The organism is Amycolatopsis sp. NPDC088138 (assembly GCF_044741685.1).
Classification (GTDB): Bacteria; Actinomycetota; Actinomycetes; order Mycobacteriales; family Pseudonocardiaceae; genus Amycolatopsis.
On record NZ_JBIUTB010000006.1, the window covers coordinates 699,975 to 715,117 of the forward strand.

Consider the following 15,143-nt stretch of genomic DNA (forward strand, 5'->3'; position numbering starts at 1 on the left):
ACGTTCGATGAAGATCGGGACCGCGGTCAGTTATGCCGGAGGCTTCGCCGAAAGCGTCGCGGACGTCGTCGAGCTGGAGAAGGCCGGCCTCGACGTCGTCTTCGTGCCGGAGGCGTACTCCTTCGACGCGGTCAGCCAGCTCGGGTACCTCGCGGCCAAGACCGAGCGCGTCCAGCTCGCGTCCGGGATCTTCCAGCTCTACACGCGCACGCCGAGCCTGACCGCGATGACCGCGGCCGGGCTCGACTTCGTCTCCGACGGCCGGTTCATCCTCGGCCTCGGCGCGTCCGGCCCGCAGGTCATCGAGGGTTTTCACGGCGTGAAGTACGACGCGCCGCTGGGCCGCACCCGCGAGATCGTCGAGATCTGCCGCCAGGTGTGGCGCCGCGAGCGGGTCGTCCACGAGGGCAAGCATTACACGATCCCGCTGCCGCCGGAGCAGGGCACCGGGCTCGGCAAGCCGCTGAAGCTGATCAACCACCCGGTGCGGGAGCGGATCCCGGTGCTGCTGGCCTCGCTCGGGCCGAAGAACGTCGCGCTCACGGCCGAGATCGCCGAGGGCTGGCAGCCGATCTTCTTCCACCCGGAGAAGGCGGCCGGCGTCTGGGGCGCGTCCCTGGCCGAGGGCAAGGCCAAGCGCGACCCCGCGCTGGGCGAGCTGGACACCTACGTCACCGTCGCGCTGGCGATCGGCGACGACGTCGAGGCGCTGCTGGACCACGTGCGCCCGGTCGTGGCCCTCTACGTCGGCGGGATGGGCGCGCGGGGCAAGAACTTCTACAACGACCTCGCCTGCCGCTACGGCTACGAGGCCGAGGCGAAGCTGATCCAGGACCTCTACCTCGACGGCAAGAAGGAGGAGGCCGCGGCGGCGGTCCCGCTGGACCTGCTGCGCGCGATCTCCCTCGTCGGCCCGGCCGGCTACGTGAAGGAGCGGCTGGCGGCGTTCGCCGAGGCGGGCGCGACGACGGTGATCGTCAACCCGCTGCAGCCGGGCCGTGAAGGCCGGGTGGCGGCGGTGTCGCAGCTGCGCGAGCTGATCGGCTGACCCTCACACGGGTACGGCGTAGACGGCGACCCGCGCGTTGCCGAGGCCGGCGTCGTCGAACAGCCCGTCGCTGGTGATCAGGCGCAGTTCGGGGCCGGTGCCCTCGGGCGCGATGAGCACGCTGTCGGGCGTGTGCGCCGGGAAGACGGTCGTCCGGCGCACGGTGAACCGGGTTTCGCGGCCGGTTTCGTCGCGCACCACGATCAGCGCGCCGGGCTTCAGCTTGTCGAGGTGGGCGAACGCGCCGTTCGCGTAGCCGAACCCGGAGTGCGCGGACAGCACGGCGACGCCGGGGCCGCCGGGGGCCGGGCCGTCGGGGAACCAGCCGACGCCGAGCGCGGTGCCGGGCTGCTCGCGGCGGCCGCCGACGTGCCCGAGGCCGATGACGTGGCCGGCCGTCAGCCCGATGGCGGGGATCAGCAGCGCCACCGGCGGGGCGCCGGCGGTCTCGGTGCCGTCCGGGCGGCCCGCGGCACCCGAGGGGACCGCGGTGGCCGGCGCGAGCACGAAGGTGACGCCGACGAGCACGCCGACCAGCCCGGCCACCACCGCGAGCACGGCACCGGCCGGCCGCACGAGTTCGGATCGCCGCTCGGGTCGCTTGGTCACTTCCGCCTGCTCCACACAGTTCCGATGTCTCAAGAGTCGGATCTGGCTGAGTGGCGTTACCGAATCGTGTCCAGCCGTGGCGAGGTTCACTCAATCGGGTTATCGGCCTGTGATCTGCACGTCAGGAAGGCACGCCCGGAGGGGGTAAACCCGCAAAAGAACGGCAAACCGGCGTGAGATCCGACAGAATCAGTGGTTTCGACCGGTCGGACTGGGGATATTCATCCAGGTGGAAGTGAGGTGCGCCGAGCTGTGCGGAAAATCGAAGAGCCTGCAGTGGGCGTGCTGGACGTCGGATCGTTCAGCGCCCGGCTGGTCGTGGTGCCGGTCGGCGCCACCTCGCTCGAACCGGTGCTCAACCACCAGACGCGCCTGCGCCTGGACCGCGAGCTCGACGGCCGCGGCCGGCTGACCGACCGCGGTGTCGCCGCCGTGACCGCCGCCGTCGCGGCCGGCATGACCACCGCCTACCGCCACGGCGTCACCGGGGTGTACCCGCTGGCGACGTCTTCCATCCGCGACGCGGCCAACTCGGCCGCCGTCGTCCGGCACGTCGCCGGGGAGACCGGCGTCGAGCTGCAGTTCCTGTCCGGCCGCCGGGAGGCGGAGCTGGCCTACCTGGCCGCGCGCCGCTGGTACGGCCGGAAGGCCGGTCCGCTGCTGATCCTCGACATCGGCGGCGGGACGGTGGAGCTCGCGGCGGGCTGCGCCGAGCAGGCGACGTTCGCGCGGTCGCTGCCGATGGGCGCGCGCTCCCTGACCCGCGACTGGCTGCCGGCCGAGCGGGTCACGGGCAAGCAGGTGAAGGCGTTGCGGGCGTACGCGCTGGACCAGGCGGCCACCGCGCTCGGGGCCGCGGACATCGCCGAGCACCGGACGGTCGGCTGTTCGAAGGTGCTCCAGCAGCTCGCGCGGCTGGCGGGCGCGCGTCCGGGCAAGTCCCGTGACCTGCGGCTCGACGACCTGCGCGCCTGGATCCCGCGGCTGGCCGCGATGCCGACGTCGAAGCGGGCCGAGCTGCCGGGCATCTCCCGCAACCGCGCCCACCAGGCGCTGGCCGGCGCGATCGTGGCCGAGGCGCTGCTGACGGTCGCCGGCGGCGCGCTGACGATCTGCCCGTGGTCCACCCGCGACGGCCTGCTGCTCGCCCTGCGCGACGACGCCGCCAAGCACCGCCGCCGGGGTCCCAAGAAGGTCGCCTGACCGCCGCCCCCTGGTCGTGGCCGGGAAAACCGGGTATTCCGGAAGGCATGAGCCAGACGCAGCGATCGCACGGCAAGGACGACGAAGACGACGAGCTCCCCAAGCTGCCCACCGCCGGGCAGCTGACGCACGACGTGCCCACCGCGCCGGACCCGGACGTGAAGCCGGCCGGCACGGAGGAGATCCCGGACCCACCGGGCCGGGCCCTCGCGGACGACCTCCCGCAGTGACCACCCCAGATCCGTGAATGGCCCATTGAGGGACTCAGAGTCCCTCAATGGGCCATTCACGGACGTTCGACGTCAGCGGCCTTCGGCGGTGATCGGGTTGGACGGCTCGGCGAACTGACGCACCTTCGCCGAGTCACGGCGCATCGGCGCGCGGCCCGGGGGCTGGTGCGGCGGGTCGCCCGCGTCGATCTTCGGGATCGCGAACCGCTGGGGTTCGACCGTGACCGTGACGCGCTCGCCGTGGTGCAGCACCTCGAGCGGCTCGCCGGCCAGCACGTGGTAGGTCGCCTGGTCGGGGTCGATCTCGACCTGGAACCGCGTGCCGCGGAACATCAGGCGGAAGGTGATCCGGTCCAGCTGCGGCGGCAGCCGCGGCGCGAACGCCAGCGTGCCGCCGTGGTCGCGCAGCCCGCCGAACCCGGCCACCGCGCCCTGCCACGCCCCGGCCAGCGACGCCATGTGCAGGCCGTTGCGGACGTTGTTGTGCACGTCGTGCAGGTCGGTCAGCGCGGCCTCGGCGAGGTAGTCGTAGGCCAGCTCCAGGTGGCCCACCTCGGCCGCCACCACCGCCTGCGTGCCCGCCGACAGGGAGGAGTCGCGCACGGTCCGCGCCTCGTAGTAGGCGAAGTTGCGCGCCTTTTCCTCCATGCTGAACGAGTCCCCGCACATGTGCAGGGCCAGCACCAGGTCCGCCTGCTTCACGACCTGCTTGCGGTAGAGGTCGAAGTACGGGAAGTGCAGCAGCAGCGGGTAGTGCGCCATGTCGGTGCCCTCGTAGTCCCACTCGTCGTGGTCGAGGAACCCCTCCGACTGCGGGTGCACGCCGAGCTCCGGGTCGTAGGGCAGGTACATCGTCGCGGCGGCGGCGCGCCAGGTGTCGAGTTCGACGGTGTCGACCTCGAACCGGGCCGCGATGTCCGGGTGCCGCGCGCACGACTCCGCGGCGGCCAGCAGGTTCCGGCGCGCCATCAGGTTCGTGTAGACGTTGTTGTCGGCCACCGCCGAGTACTCGTCCGGCCCGGTGACGCCGTCGATGCGGAACGCGCCGTGCCGGTCGTGATGGCCCAGCGACGCCCACAGCCGCGCGGTTTCCAGCAGCAGCTCGACGCCGTACGCGCGCTCGAACTCCTCGTCGCCGGTCGCGTTGAGGTAGCGCAGCACGGCGTCGGCGATGTCCGCGCTGACGTGGAACGCCGCCGTGCCCGCCGGCCAGTAGGCCGAGCACTCGGCGCCGTTGATCGAGCGCCAGGGGAACGCCGCGCCGCGCAACCCCAGCTGGTGCGCGCGTTCCCTGGCCTTGTCCATTGTGGAGTGACGCCAGCGCAGCGCGTCGCGCGCGGCGTCCGGCATCGTGTAGGTGAGCACCGGCAGCACGAACGATTCGGTGTCCCAGAACGCGTGGCCGTCGTACCCCGGACCGGTGAGGCCCTTGCCGGCGATCGCGCGGCTCTCCCCGCGGGCACCGGCCTGCAGGAGGTGGAACAGCGCGAACCGGACGGCCTGCTGCAGCTCCGGGTCGCCGTCGATCTCGATGTCCGACGTGGCCCAGAACTCGTCGAGGAACGCGCGCTGCTCGGTGACCAGGCCCTTCCAGCCGGTCTGGCGGGCGCCGGCCAGCGCGGCCTCCACCTGCGACCGCAGCGCGGGCACCGAACGCTGCGCCGACCAGCCGTAGGCGAGGAACTTCGTGATGCGGAGCTTGCCGCCCTTGGGGACGTCGACCGCGACGGTGAGCCGCGCGAGGTCCTCCTCGGAGTGGATGCGGGCGCGGATCCCGTCGTCCACCTCGATCTTGTGGTCCATCGCCGCGGCCATCCGCAGCCCGGAGCGGCGGGTCTGGTGCACCAGCACGGCGTTGTAGTCGGTGGCGCGGTGGAACTCGCCCACCAGCGGCGACTCCAGCGCCGCGGCGACCCGCGGGTCCCGGGTGTCGGACTCGATCGGCTCGTTGGCCAGCAGGTCGGACTGGACGACCAGCTGCAGGTCCTCGTCGAGCGGCTCGACCTCGTAGCGGATCGCGGCGATCGCGCGCTGGGTGAAGGACACCAGCCGCTCGGTGCGCACGCGCACGCGGCGCCCGGTCGGCGACGACCACTCCGTGGTCCGGGTCAGCGTGCCCCTGCGGAAGTCGAGCACCCGGTCGTGCGCGGTGGCCGCGCCGTAGCGCATGTCGAGCGGCTCGTCCTCGACCAGCAGCCGGATGATCTTGCCGTCGGTCACGTTGACGACGGTCTGGCCCTCTTCGGGGTAGCCGTAGCCGGCCTCGGCGTAGGGGAGGCCGTGCTCTTCGTAGAACCCGTTGAGGTAGGTGCCGGGCAGGCCGCGCGGCTCGGCCTCCTCGAGCGTGCCCCGCAGCCCGATGTGGCCGTTCGACACCGCGAACGCCGATTCGGTGCGCTGCAGGGCGTCGACGTCCATGCCGCGCCACCGCAGCTCCCACGGCGAGCATTCGTAGCCGTGCGGCTCCGTCATCGGTCCTCCAGCAGTTCGGCGAGGTCGTCGACGACGACGTCGGCGCCGTGCGCGCGCAGTTCTTCGGCCTGGTCGGCCCGGTTGACCCCGACGACGTACCCGAACCCGCCGGCCTTGCCGGCCTGGACGCCGGACTGGGCGTCCTCGAACACGGCGGCGTTTTCGGGTTTCACACCGAGGGCTTCGGCGCCGGCCAGGAAGGAGTCCGGGGCGGGCTTGCCCTTGAGGTGCTGTTCCCGGATGGTGAGGCCGTCGACGCGGGCTTCGACGTATTTGCTCAGGTCACCCGCGTCGAGCACCTTGGCGCCGTTCGCCGACGACGTCACGACGGCGATCCGGAGCCCGGCGGCCTTGACCGCTTCGAGATAGCGGATCGAGCCGGGGTAGGGGCTCACGCCGCGCTCGTCGATGATTTTCAGGACCAGTTCGTTCTTCCGGTTGCCGACGCCGTTGATCGTCGGGGCGTCGACCGCGTCGTCCGGGTCGCCTTCCGGCAGCTCGATGCCGCGCGACTTCAGGAATTCACGCACCCCGTCGGCGCGCGGGCGGCCGTCCACATAGGTCGCGTAGTCCTTGTCCGTGAATTCCCCGAACCCGGCGCCGTCACGCGCCCGGAGAAATTCATCGAATGTCCGTTTCCAGGCCTCACGATGGAGAACCGCTGTTCCGGTCAGCACCCCGTCGAGATCGAAAAGGCACGCGGTGATGGTTTCCGGCAATCCCGTCATGCCCGCACGCTACCGGTCCTCGCCCGGACCCGTGGATTCCCCCGGGTGCTTTCCGGGGTGCTCTTCGGGGTGGGGCCGCACGCGGTGGATCAGTTCGTGCACGGTCGCGTCCGCGAGCCGGTAGCGCACCACCCGCCCGTCGCGCCGCGTGGTGACCAGGCCGTGCGCCCGCAGCAGCCGCAGGGCCTGCGAAACCGCCGTGTCCGTCATGCCGGTGACCGCGGCCAGATCGGTGACGCTGATTTCCCGCGCGTAGTGGATCGAGACGAGCAGCGCGAGCCGCGAGGGGTCGGCGACGACGGAGAAGCGCTGGGCCCACTGCTCGATGACGCCGCGGTCGCCGAGTCCGTCGACCGCGGCGGCCACCCGTTCCGGGTCGATCAGCTTGCGGCCGGGGTCGGTGCTCACCCCCGGATGATTCCACCCGGGGCCGGGGTGGACCACCGGTGGCCTGGGTCACGCGCCGCTTGACGGCGCCGGGGTGTCCGGACGACGCTGGCGTTAAGACGCTTGTCATAGTTCTTGGGAGCCGAAGATGACCGATGTCGCCGCCGAGACCCGCTCGAAGACGATCACCTGGCAGGACCCGCTGGAGACCGCCCGGCTCGGCCTGACGATGACGGGTTTCGAGTACCTGACAGCGATCGCCGAGGGCCGCATCCCCGGCCCGCCGATCGCCGCGCACTTCGGGCTGCGCTGGGAAAGCATCGGGCACGGCGAGGTCGTCGCGGTCGTCGAACCGGACGAGTCGATGTACAACCCGATCGGGATGGTCCACGGCGGCGTCGCGGCGACGATGCTGGACTCGGTGGTCGGCTGCGCGGTGCATTCGACGCTGCCGGCCGGGGTCGGCTACTCGTCGGTGGAGCTCAAGGTGAGCTACCTGCGGGCGATCCACGCCGGGCGCGGCGAGATCCGGGCGACCGGGCGCGTGGTCAAGGAAGGCTCGCGGATCGCCTTCGCCGAGGGCGAGATCCGCGACGCCGAGGGCAAGCTGCTCGCGACGGCGTCGGGGACCTGCGTCATCACCCGCTAGCGAGCTTCCTTCACGTCCCAGTGCTCGACGAGCAGGCCGTCTTCGACACGCAGGATGTCGACGACGGCGTAGGTGCTCCCCGGCAGCTGGACCCGCAGGTGGGCCACGACGAGGTCGTTCTCGGCGACGACGTGCTCGATCGTCGTGGTCCCGCCCATGAGCGGCGAGTTCGTCACGGCTTCGGTGAACGCGTCCCGGCCCGAGGGGAGGCCGGGGCTGTGGGTCGTGAAATCGGGGTGCAGGACGGCTTTCGCGGCGTCGATGTCCTTGTGCACGAACAGGTTCTCGAGGCATTCGACGACGATTTCGCGGTTGGTTCGGCTCATGGTTTTGATGCTGGCCTTTCCGGGCGTGGCCGTCGATTACGTCGCGGGTAATCACCGCGGCGGGCGGACCCGGCGGCCGCGAACGGCGTCGCCGCCGCCGTAACGGCCGATGACCGAGGCCAGGAGTTTCCGGGCGTCCTCGACGCGGTCGGCGCCGTACTCCGCGAGCAGTTCTTCTTGGAGGCCTTGGCGGAGCGTGCGCGTCGCTTCGACGGCGTCGCGGGCGTGCTCGGTGAGGTGCAGCAGCTTGGTCCGCGCGTCGTCCGGATCGGGCTCGCGGCGCACGAGGTTCCGTCGTTCGAGGTCGGCGACGGCCTTCGAAGCGGCCTGCTGCGTCACCCCCATCCGCTCGGCCAGCGCGGTGATGGACAGCGGCGCGGCCAGGACGTGCTGGATGACGACGCCGTCGTTGAAGCGCAGGTCCCCGAAGCCCTGCCCGGCCAGCCGCCGCTGGACCTCGTCGGTCATCGCCCAGCCCGCGAAGAGGGCGGTGAGTGACAGATCGAGGGAGTCTGCCGTAGGATGCACAACCATGGTTGTGGAATCTAGCAGAGTTCCGGCCGAGCTGGCCGAGGAGTTCGTGCGCGTGGCGCACCGGATCGTGTGGTGCACGCTGGTGACGGTCGACCGCCGCGGCCGGCCGCGGTCCCGGGTCGTCCACCCGATCTGGGAGCAGACGCCGGAAGGCCTGGCGGGCTGGCTGTTCACCCGCCCGACGCCGCTGAAGGTCGCGCACCTGACGGCGTCGCCGTACGTGTCCTGCTCGTACTGGGACCCGCAGCACGAAGTGGCGGTGGCGGAGTGCCGGGCGGACTTCGCCGACGACGAGGCAACGCGCAAGTACCTGTGGGACCTGTTCGCCTCGACGCCGGAGCCGTTGGGCTACAACCCGAAGATCCTGGGCGGCGACGACCATCTGGACCCGAAGATCACGGTGCTGCGCTTGACCCCGTGGCGGGTCTCCACGGGCGGCGAAGCCTGGCGCGCGGCTTAGAACAGCTTCAACTGTCCTTTGGGCGGCCGGTTCCGGCCGCATGTCACTTCGTCGTCGGTCGGCCGCAGCCCGCGGTGGTCCGGCCCCGATCGCCGGCGCCAGGTCGGCTACCGCCATCCCGGGCACCGCGGACCGGCTGCCGCGGCGGTCGCTGTGGGGTGGCTCGGAGATCGCAGCAAGCCGTGAGGGGCACCCTCATGGACATATAAGCCGTGAGGGTGCCCCTCACGGTATTGAAGCCGTGAAGGTGCCCCTCACGGCTTCGGAAGTCATGAGAGCACCCCATGGCGCCTAAGGCCATGAGGGTGCCCCTCACGGCTTGAAAGTCCTGAAGGTGCCCCTCAGGCTTATATGTCCCTAAGGGTGCCCCTCACGGCACTGAAAGTCCTGAGGGTGCCCCTCATGGCTTATATGTCCCTGAAGGTGCCCCCCACGGCACTGAAAGTCCTAAAGGTGCCCTTCACGGCTTGGGAAAGTCAGGCAGCGCCGACCCGGCGCTCGAAGACCAGGCCTTCGGCCGCCCGCAGTCCCACGCTGATCGCGCCCGTCAGCACGGCGTCCTCGCCCAGTTCGCCCTGGACCACCTTCGGGACCAGCGGCGTGAACGCGCGCAGGGCGCGGTCGATCGGTTCCAGCAGCAGGTCGGCCGCCGTGCCCATGCCGCCGCCCAGGACGATCAGCTCCGGGTCGATCACCGCCGCCACCGACGCGACCGTGTACGCCAGGCGGTCCGCCTCCGTCTCCACCGCGCGGCGGGCTAGCTCGTCGCCTTCGCGGGCCAGGCGGAACACCTCGCGGGCCGATTTCGCTGTGCCCAGGCCGAGTTCGCGCGCGCCGCGGACGACCGACTGGGCCGCCGTCGCCTCCTCCAGGTGGCCGCGGGTCGGCGGCAGGCCCGGGGAGTCGGACGCGCGCGTGCGGCCGTACGGGAGGTAGCCGATCTCGCCCGCCGCGCCGGTGGCGCCGCGGAACACCCGGCCGTCGACCATCATGCCCATGCCGACGCCGGTGCCGATCGTGATGCAGCCGAACACCGACGCACCCCGCGCGGCGCCGCTCTCACCCTCGCCGACGGCGGTGAGGTTCGCGTCGTTCTCCACCTTCAGGTCCGGGCCCAGCGCGGCCTCGAGGTCGTCGATCAGCCCGGCCCGGCCCCAGCCCGGCAGGTTCGGCGCGTGCCGGAAGCAGCGCTTGTCCGGGTCGGCGACGCCGGGGGAGCCGACGACGCGGACAACGATGTCGTCGGCCGTCAGGCCCGCCTCGGCGACGGCGTCGGCCGCGATCCGGCCCACCGCGGCGACCAGCGCCGCGCCGGAGCGCGCCGAGTTGCGTTCGTCGCGGCGCGCCACGAGCGTGCGGCCGAGGTCCGAGACGGCGACGCGGATGTGCTCGCGGCCGATGTCGACGCCCAGCACGTACCCCGCGGTCGGGTCGGCTTCGTACAGCACCGCGGAGCGCCCGGTGCCGGTGGACGTGTGCCCGGTCGGGCGCGCCAGCCCGGCCGCCTCGAGCGCCAGCAGCGCCTGGCTGACCGTCGGCTTCGACAGCCCGGTGTCCTTCGCGACCTGCGGCCGGGTCGCCGGGCCGCTGCGGCGCAGCAGGTCCAGCACCGCCCGCTGGTTGATCTTGCGCATCCCGGCGGGGGTCCCGACCGTGGGTGTTTCTACGCCGGCCACCCGTGCCCGCCTCCAGTCATCTTCGTACTCCCTGCCGTCTTGCCGGCCGGGAGGAATACGCCCAGGCCGGCGCCCGTTGACCGGCACATGAGCACTCCGGTGCGCGGGCGGGTCCGCGTGGCACAAGGCGCGAAGCGGGTACGGGTGTTCCTCGGCGGGCAGGTCGTCGCGGACACGGTGCACCCCCTCCTGGTGTGGGAAGTTCCGTACTACCCCACGTACTACTTCCCACGCGCGGACGTGGAGAGCGGTCTTCTCACCCCCTCCGGCCGGACGTCGCACTCGCCCAGCCGGGGAGAAGGTGTTCTGTCGACGATAAAGGTTGCCGGGTCCGAGGCGGTGGACGGCGCGCTGGAGTACCCGGATTCGCCCATCGAGGAGCTTCGCGACCACGTGCGGTTCGACTTCGCCGCGTTCGACTGGTTCGAAGAGGACGAGCAGATCTTCACGCACCCGCGGGACCCCGGGGTCCGCGTCGACATCCTGCCGAGCTCGCGGCACGTCCGGATCGAGGTCGGCGGCGTGACCGTGGCCGACACGGTCCGCGCGCACCTGCTGTTCGAGACCAACCTGCCCACCCGCTACTACCTGCCGCGCGTGGACGTCCGGATGGATCTGCTCGAGAAGACCCCGACCGTGACGCACTGCCCGTACAAGGGGGCGACGGAGTACTTCTCGGTGGCCGGGCACGAGGATCTCGCCTGGAGCTACCCGACGCCGCTGCCGGAGAGCACCCGCGTCGCCGGGCTGGTCGCCTTCCTCGACGAGAAGGTCGACGTCTACGTGGACGATGTCCTGCAGGAGCGGCCCAAGACCAAGTTCGCCTGACCGCTCACGCGTCCGGCAGCCAGTTCCCGTGGAACCCCGCGGGCACGCGCTGCGGCAGGTGGACGGCGGCGACCGGCGCGCCCGTGACGTTCCCGGCGTCGAAGACCACGAGGTCACTGCGGTCTTCGGCGGCGTTGTAGACGTAGGTGAGCAGCCAGCCTTCGCCGCCTTCGGCCGGGACGAAGACGGCTTCGCCGGGGACGTGGCCGGGCGCGAACACGTGCGCCTCGGACGTGCCGGTGTGCAGGTCGTGGCGGCGCAGGAAGCTCTGCTCGCCGTCCTCGCCGGACTGCGTGACGTGCCCGAAACGGACATCGGAACCGGCGAACCGGTCGTCGATCCGCGGGAACTCCGCCGGACGGTCGTCGAGCCGTTCCTCGGTGACGCGGCCGGTCGCCGGGTCGAGCGTCCAGCGCCACAGCACCCCGCGCGCGGGGTCGTGCCCCTCCCACCACAGGTGGTCGTAGCGGACGACGGTCACCACGATCCGGCCGTCCGCGGTGTCGTGGGCGTTCAGCGTGTGGAAGACGTAGCAGGGTTCGACGTCGAACCAGCGGACGCCGCCGGCCGGGTCGTCGCGGCGCAGCACGCCGAGGCGGGCGCCGTAGCCGGCGTCCCAGCGGTAGGGCATGCCCTGGCCCACGGACGCGCGGTCGAACACCACCGGCAGGTCGTAGAACACCGCGTGGGACGCGGTGAGCGCGAAGTCGTGCATCATCGTCAGGCCCGGCACGTCGATCGGCTGCCGGACGACGAGCTTCCCGCTCGCGTCGGCGCGGTAGTAGCTCACGTGCGGCGCGGTGATGCTGCCGTAGCCGAAGAAGTGCAGTTCCCCGGTGGTGGGGCAGATCTTCGGGTGCGCGGTCATCGAGTCGGCCAGTTCGCCGCCGAAGTCGTACGCGCCCACGGTGTCCAGCTCGGTCGTGATCTCGTACGGCAGCGACGACTCGACGAGCGCGAGCGTCCGGCCGGCGTGGTTGACGACGTGGGTGTTCGCGACGCTGGTGCGCAGGTTCCGGGAGCCGTCGGCGTTGTAGAGCGCCGATTCCGGGTCGTCGAAGCTTTCCGTGCGCACCCAGCGGTTGCGGTACCAGGCGGCGCGGCCGTTTTCGAGGCGGACGCCGTGGACCATGCCGTCGCCGGTGAACCAGTGCTGGCTGTCGGTACGCGGGTTGGGGCCGTTGCGCAGGTACCAGCCGGTCAGCTCGGGCGGCAGCGCGCCGGTCACCGGCAGGTCGGCCGCGGTCAGCTCGTCGTGGACGGGCGCGTAGGCCCCGCTCAGGTGGAAGTCGGTGGTGGTCATGGTGGTCACGCGGCTTTCTGGGCGCGGGCGCGCACGATGCGCGGGTAGCGGATGGTGAAGGCGACGGGCACGGCGAAGCCGAGGACCTTGAGCGCGATCAGCGCGGCCGTCGCGTGCGGGGCGTAGTTCAGCAGCGCGATGCCGGCCAGGCCGGTGATCGTGAAGCTCGCGGCCCACACGAGCGTGATGATCAGGTTGACGCGCTTGAAGGCCGGGTTCTCCCACAGCTCCGGCGGGGTCATCGTCCGCGCGATGCCGAGGGTGAACGGGCGCCGCAGGAGGATCGAGCCCCAGGCGGTGAGCGCCAGCCAGGCGTCGGTGAGGGCGCCGGTGTAGGTCTTCAGCGGTGACGCCGGGAAGCTGAACGCGACCGCGGTGAGCAGCACGAAGAAGGAGAGTGCGCTCCATTCGATGATCAGCGTGTCCGCCTTGCGGCCTTCGCGGCGGGCCATGACGAGCAGGCCGGCCGCCAGGACGAGCCCGGTCAGGCCCGACCAGCGCCAGTCGAACTGCGTGGCGACGATCGCGAAGGCGATCCACGGGACGAAGCTCTTGAGGTAGTTCATGTCCGGCCTCCCCATGACGTTCCAACTGTGACAGGTCAAACGTAGAGGCTCCTGCTTTGACATGTCAATAGTGGAAGGTAGAGTGACGTCATGAGCCTTCGACACGCTGTCCTCGGGATGCTGGACGAGGCGCCGGCCAGCGGCTACGACCTGCTGAGACGCTTCGACCAGGCGATGTCCAACGTCTGGGCGGCGACGCAGAGCCAGCTCTACGGCGAGCTCGGCAAACTCGAGAAGGCGGGCCTGATCCGCGTGCTCGCCGAAGGCCCGCGCGGGCGCAAGGAGTACGAGATCACCAGCGCCGGCCGCGTGGAACTGCGGCACTGGCTGGTCGAGGTCAAGCCCAACCGGTCCCCGCGCAACGAGGTGCTGCTGCGCGTCTACTTCCTGGGCTCGGTTCCGCCTGGCGAGGCGCGGAAGTTCATCGAGTACATGGGCGAGAACAGCCGCGAGCGCGAAGAGCGGCTCACGGAGCTGGAAGCGTCGATCGACTGGGGCGACGACAACGCGGCGCAGTACGGCCGCCTGGTCCTGGAGTGGGGCAAACGCTTCTCCGCGATGAGCCGCGAATGGTCGGAGTGGGCCGTCAAGCAGATCGACTGACCCGCGTATAACGCTCTATACCGCGGGCCCCGAACGCCCCAATGTGGCCTTCGGTGCGTCAGACGCACCCAAGGCGGCCTTCGGTGCGTCGGACGCAACCAAGGCCGCCTTGGGGCGCTCGGGTCAAGCCGCGTGGTGACCGTGGGCCTGGCGGCGGAAGGGGCGGGGACGTGGGCGGGCCGCGGGACCCTCCGGCGCGGCGCCCGAGGTCGCCGTCCCCGAGTCGGCCGTCGCCGCGGGGAGTGGCGCGTTGCGGTTCCGGTGCGCGCGGTGGACCGCGTAGAGCAAAGCCAGTCCCAGCACCACCAGTACGTGCGTCGCCAGCCGGGCCACCGTCACCTGACCCGTCGCCAGGTCACCCGCCGACAGCGCGAACAGCACCCCGACGAACCCCGTCAGCAGCGGCAGCTGACCGCCCGCCAGCCGCGGGCGCAGCGCCGCCGTCAGCAATCCGATGCCCACCGCCAGGTTCCACGCGCCGCTCTCGTGGGCCAGGTGTCCCGGCATCGCGTCGTGCGTCGTGCCCAGCAGCTGCGCGAACGCCAGCCCGAGCTGGGCGATCGCCACCACGGCCAGCGCGATCCGCAGGCCCCAGCCCTCACCGGCCGGGGCGGGCGTGCGCTCGAGGATCGACGCCGTGAGGTCCGGGACCGCCGGGGCCGGGCGCAGCAGCATCGCCCGCCGCAGCCGCTGCGCGCCGGTGAACCAGTCGCGGCACGCCGCGCAGCCGTCCAGGTGCCGGTCGACCGCGCCCGGCGGACCCGGCTCGGTCTCGCCGTCGAGCCTCGCCGACAGCCCTTCGCGGCATTCTTCGCACCTCACCTCCCAGTAGTCGGAAGGCCGGGGCGGAAGGTTCCCGGTCACTGCTAGCGTCGCCGTCATGACCCGTGGTGAGGATGACGAGCGCGTCACGGCCCTCGCGCTGGCCGCCGGCCGCGGCGACCGCCGGGCGCTGGAGGAGTGGGTCCGCGCGACGCAGGCCGACGTCTGGCGCTTCCTCGCGCACCTCACCGACGCGGCCCAGGCCGACGACCTGACGCAGGAGACCTACCTTCGCGCCTTCGGCAGCCTTCGCCGCTTCGCGGGGCGCTCGTCTTCACGGACCTGGCTGCTGTCGATCGCACGGCGGGTCGTCGTCGACCAGATCCGGGCCGCGGGTGCCCGGCCCAAGATCGCCGACACCGACTGGGAAGCCGCCGCCGAACGCACCCGCGACACCGCGGCCGGCTTCGAAGAGCTCGTCGAGCTGGGCCTGCTCCTCGACGGCCTGGACCCCGAGCGGCGCGAGGTGCTCGTGCTGACCCAGGTCCTCGGCCTGTCCTACGCCGAGGCCGCCGACGTCTGCGGCTGCCCGGTCGGCACCGTCCGCTCCCGCGTCGCGCGGGCTCGCGAGGACCTGATCCAGGCCCGGCGCGCCCGCGGTTCCGACGCCGGCTGACCCGCACGGCGCAATCGCTTGCGCCGTCCGGCACTGTGGCGGCGCACACATTCGGCGGCCTCCGCTGTCATCTCGTCACAGAG

Annotated in this window: 18 protein-coding genes; 8 read left to right on the plus strand and 10 right to left on the minus strand. The window is 71.6% G+C overall.

Annotation, left to right across the window (positions count from 1 at the left end):
• Positions 1-7 precede the first annotated feature (7 nt).
• A complete protein-coding gene (locus ACIOD2_RS35190; RefSeq protein ID WP_400548100.1) occupies positions 8-1,048 on the plus strand; it encodes an LLM class F420-dependent oxidoreductase in 1,041 nt (346 codons plus the stop codon).
• A gap of 3 nt (positions 1,049-1,051) precedes the next feature.
• Here ACIOD2_RS35190 and ACIOD2_RS35195 read toward each other — a convergent pair whose 3' ends face one another.
• Positions 1,052-1,657: a class F sortase gene (locus tag ACIOD2_RS35195; protein ID WP_400548102.1), complete on the minus strand. Its 606-nt coding sequence runs from the start codon at positions 1,655-1,657 to the stop codon at positions 1,052-1,054.
• Between the two features lie 252 nt (positions 1,658-1,909).
• On the opposite strand from ACIOD2_RS35195, the gene ACIOD2_RS35200 reads away from it, so the two are divergent.
• Both ACIOD2_RS35200 and ACIOD2_RS35205 read left to right on the plus strand, forming a co-directional pair.
• Positions 1,910-2,860 (plus strand): Ppx/GppA phosphatase family protein, encoded by a 951-nt coding sequence (locus ACIOD2_RS35200; RefSeq protein WP_400548105.1) that lies wholly within the window; start codon positions 1,910-1,912, stop codon positions 2,858-2,860.
• A 47-nt stretch (positions 2,861-2,907) separates the two neighbouring features.
• Positions 2,908-3,090 carry a hypothetical protein gene (locus ACIOD2_RS35205; protein WP_400548108.1) on the plus strand — a complete coding sequence of 61 codons (183 nt, stop codon included), beginning with the start codon at positions 2,908-2,910 and terminating at the stop codon, positions 3,088-3,090.
• Positions 3,091-3,162: 72 nt separating this feature from the next.
• On the opposite strand, the gene ACIOD2_RS35210 is transcribed toward ACIOD2_RS35205, so the two are convergent.
• The 3 genes from ACIOD2_RS35210 to ACIOD2_RS35220 are packed head-to-tail and all read right to left on the minus strand — an operon-like array spanning position 3,163 to position 6,698.
• A complete protein-coding gene (locus tag ACIOD2_RS35210) occupies positions 3,163-5,562 on the minus strand; it encodes a glycoside hydrolase family 65 protein (protein WP_400548111.1) in 2,400 nt (799 codons plus the stop codon).
• The gene (locus ACIOD2_RS35215; RefSeq protein WP_400548114.1) at positions 5,559-6,290 is read right to left on the minus strand and encodes an HAD family hydrolase; all 732 of its coding nucleotides are present in this window, start codon (positions 6,288-6,290) and stop codon (positions 5,559-5,561) included. Before ACIOD2_RS35215 ends, ACIOD2_RS35210 begins: the two co-directional genes overlap by 4 nt.
• Before the next feature lie 9 nt (positions 6,291-6,299).
• Entirely contained in the window at positions 6,300-6,698 is a 399-nt protein-coding gene (locus ACIOD2_RS35220) for an ArsR/SmtB family transcription factor (RefSeq protein ID WP_400548117.1), read from the minus strand.
• A gap of 127 nt (positions 6,699-6,825) precedes the next feature.
• On the opposite strand from ACIOD2_RS35220, the gene ACIOD2_RS35225 reads away from it, so the two are divergent.
• Positions 6,826-7,326, plus strand: a complete 501-nt coding sequence (locus ACIOD2_RS35225; protein WP_400548120.1) for a PaaI family thioesterase — start codon at positions 6,826-6,828, stop codon at positions 7,324-7,326.
• Here the strand turns inward: ACIOD2_RS35225 and ACIOD2_RS35230 are convergent.
• A complete protein-coding gene (locus ACIOD2_RS35230; RefSeq protein WP_400548123.1) occupies positions 7,323-7,652 on the minus strand; it encodes a nuclear transport factor 2 family protein in 330 nt (109 codons plus the stop codon). The genes ACIOD2_RS35225 and ACIOD2_RS35230 overlap by 4 nt on opposite strands.
• Before the next feature lie 51 nt (positions 7,653-7,703).
• A complete protein-coding gene (locus tag ACIOD2_RS35235) occupies positions 7,704-8,186 on the minus strand; it encodes a MarR family winged helix-turn-helix transcriptional regulator (protein ID WP_400548126.1) in 483 nt (160 codons plus the stop codon).
• Between ACIOD2_RS35235 and ACIOD2_RS35240 the strand changes: the two genes are divergently transcribed.
• Positions 8,185-8,646, plus strand: coding sequence for a pyridoxamine 5'-phosphate oxidase family protein (locus tag ACIOD2_RS35240; protein WP_400548129.1), 462 nt, complete (start codon positions 8,185-8,187; stop codon positions 8,644-8,646). The two genes, ACIOD2_RS35235 and ACIOD2_RS35240, sit on opposite strands and share 2 nt — an antisense overlap.
• A gap of 476 nt (positions 8,647-9,122) precedes the next feature.
• On the opposite strand, the gene ACIOD2_RS35245 is transcribed toward ACIOD2_RS35240, so the two are convergent.
• Positions 9,123-10,322 (minus strand): ROK family protein, encoded by a 1,200-nt coding sequence (locus ACIOD2_RS35245; RefSeq protein ID WP_400548132.1) that lies wholly within the window; start codon positions 10,320-10,322, stop codon positions 9,123-9,125.
• An 87-nt stretch (positions 10,323-10,409) separates the two neighbouring features.
• On the opposite strand from ACIOD2_RS35245, the gene ACIOD2_RS35250 reads away from it, so the two are divergent.
• On the plus strand, positions 10,410-11,150 hold the full coding sequence (locus ACIOD2_RS35250) for a DUF427 domain-containing protein (RefSeq protein ID WP_400548135.1): 741 nt from the start codon (positions 10,410-10,412) through the stop codon (positions 11,148-11,150).
• Positions 11,151-11,154: 4 nt separating this feature from the next.
• Here ACIOD2_RS35250 and ACIOD2_RS35255 read toward each other — a convergent pair whose 3' ends face one another.
• Both ACIOD2_RS35255 and ACIOD2_RS35260 read right to left on the minus strand, forming a co-directional pair.
• Positions 11,155-12,453, minus strand: a complete 1,299-nt coding sequence (locus ACIOD2_RS35255; RefSeq protein WP_400548138.1) for a carotenoid oxygenase family protein — start codon at positions 12,451-12,453, stop codon at positions 11,155-11,157.
• Between the two features lie 5 nt (positions 12,454-12,458).
• Positions 12,459-13,019, minus strand: a complete 561-nt coding sequence (locus ACIOD2_RS35260) for a hypothetical protein (RefSeq protein ID WP_400548141.1) — start codon at positions 13,017-13,019, stop codon at positions 12,459-12,461.
• A gap of 90 nt (positions 13,020-13,109) precedes the next feature.
• Here ACIOD2_RS35260 and ACIOD2_RS35265 point away from each other — a divergent pair, with 90 nt between their 5' ends.
• A complete protein-coding gene (locus ACIOD2_RS35265; protein ID WP_400548144.1) occupies positions 13,110-13,622 on the plus strand; it encodes a PadR family transcriptional regulator in 513 nt (170 codons plus the stop codon).
• Positions 13,623-13,745: 123 nt separating this feature from the next.
• Here ACIOD2_RS35265 and ACIOD2_RS35270 read toward each other — a convergent pair whose 3' ends face one another.
• Entirely contained in the window at positions 13,746-14,444 is a 699-nt protein-coding gene (locus tag ACIOD2_RS35270; RefSeq protein ID WP_400548147.1) for a zf-HC2 domain-containing protein, read from the minus strand.
• Between the two features lie 58 nt (positions 14,445-14,502).
• Here ACIOD2_RS35270 and sigC point away from each other — a divergent pair, with 58 nt between their 5' ends.
• Positions 14,503-15,060, plus strand: a complete 558-nt coding sequence (gene sigC, locus ACIOD2_RS35275) for an RNA polymerase sigma factor SigC (RefSeq protein ID WP_400548150.1) — start codon at positions 14,503-14,505, stop codon at positions 15,058-15,060.
• Positions 15,061-15,143: the final 83 nt, after the last annotated feature.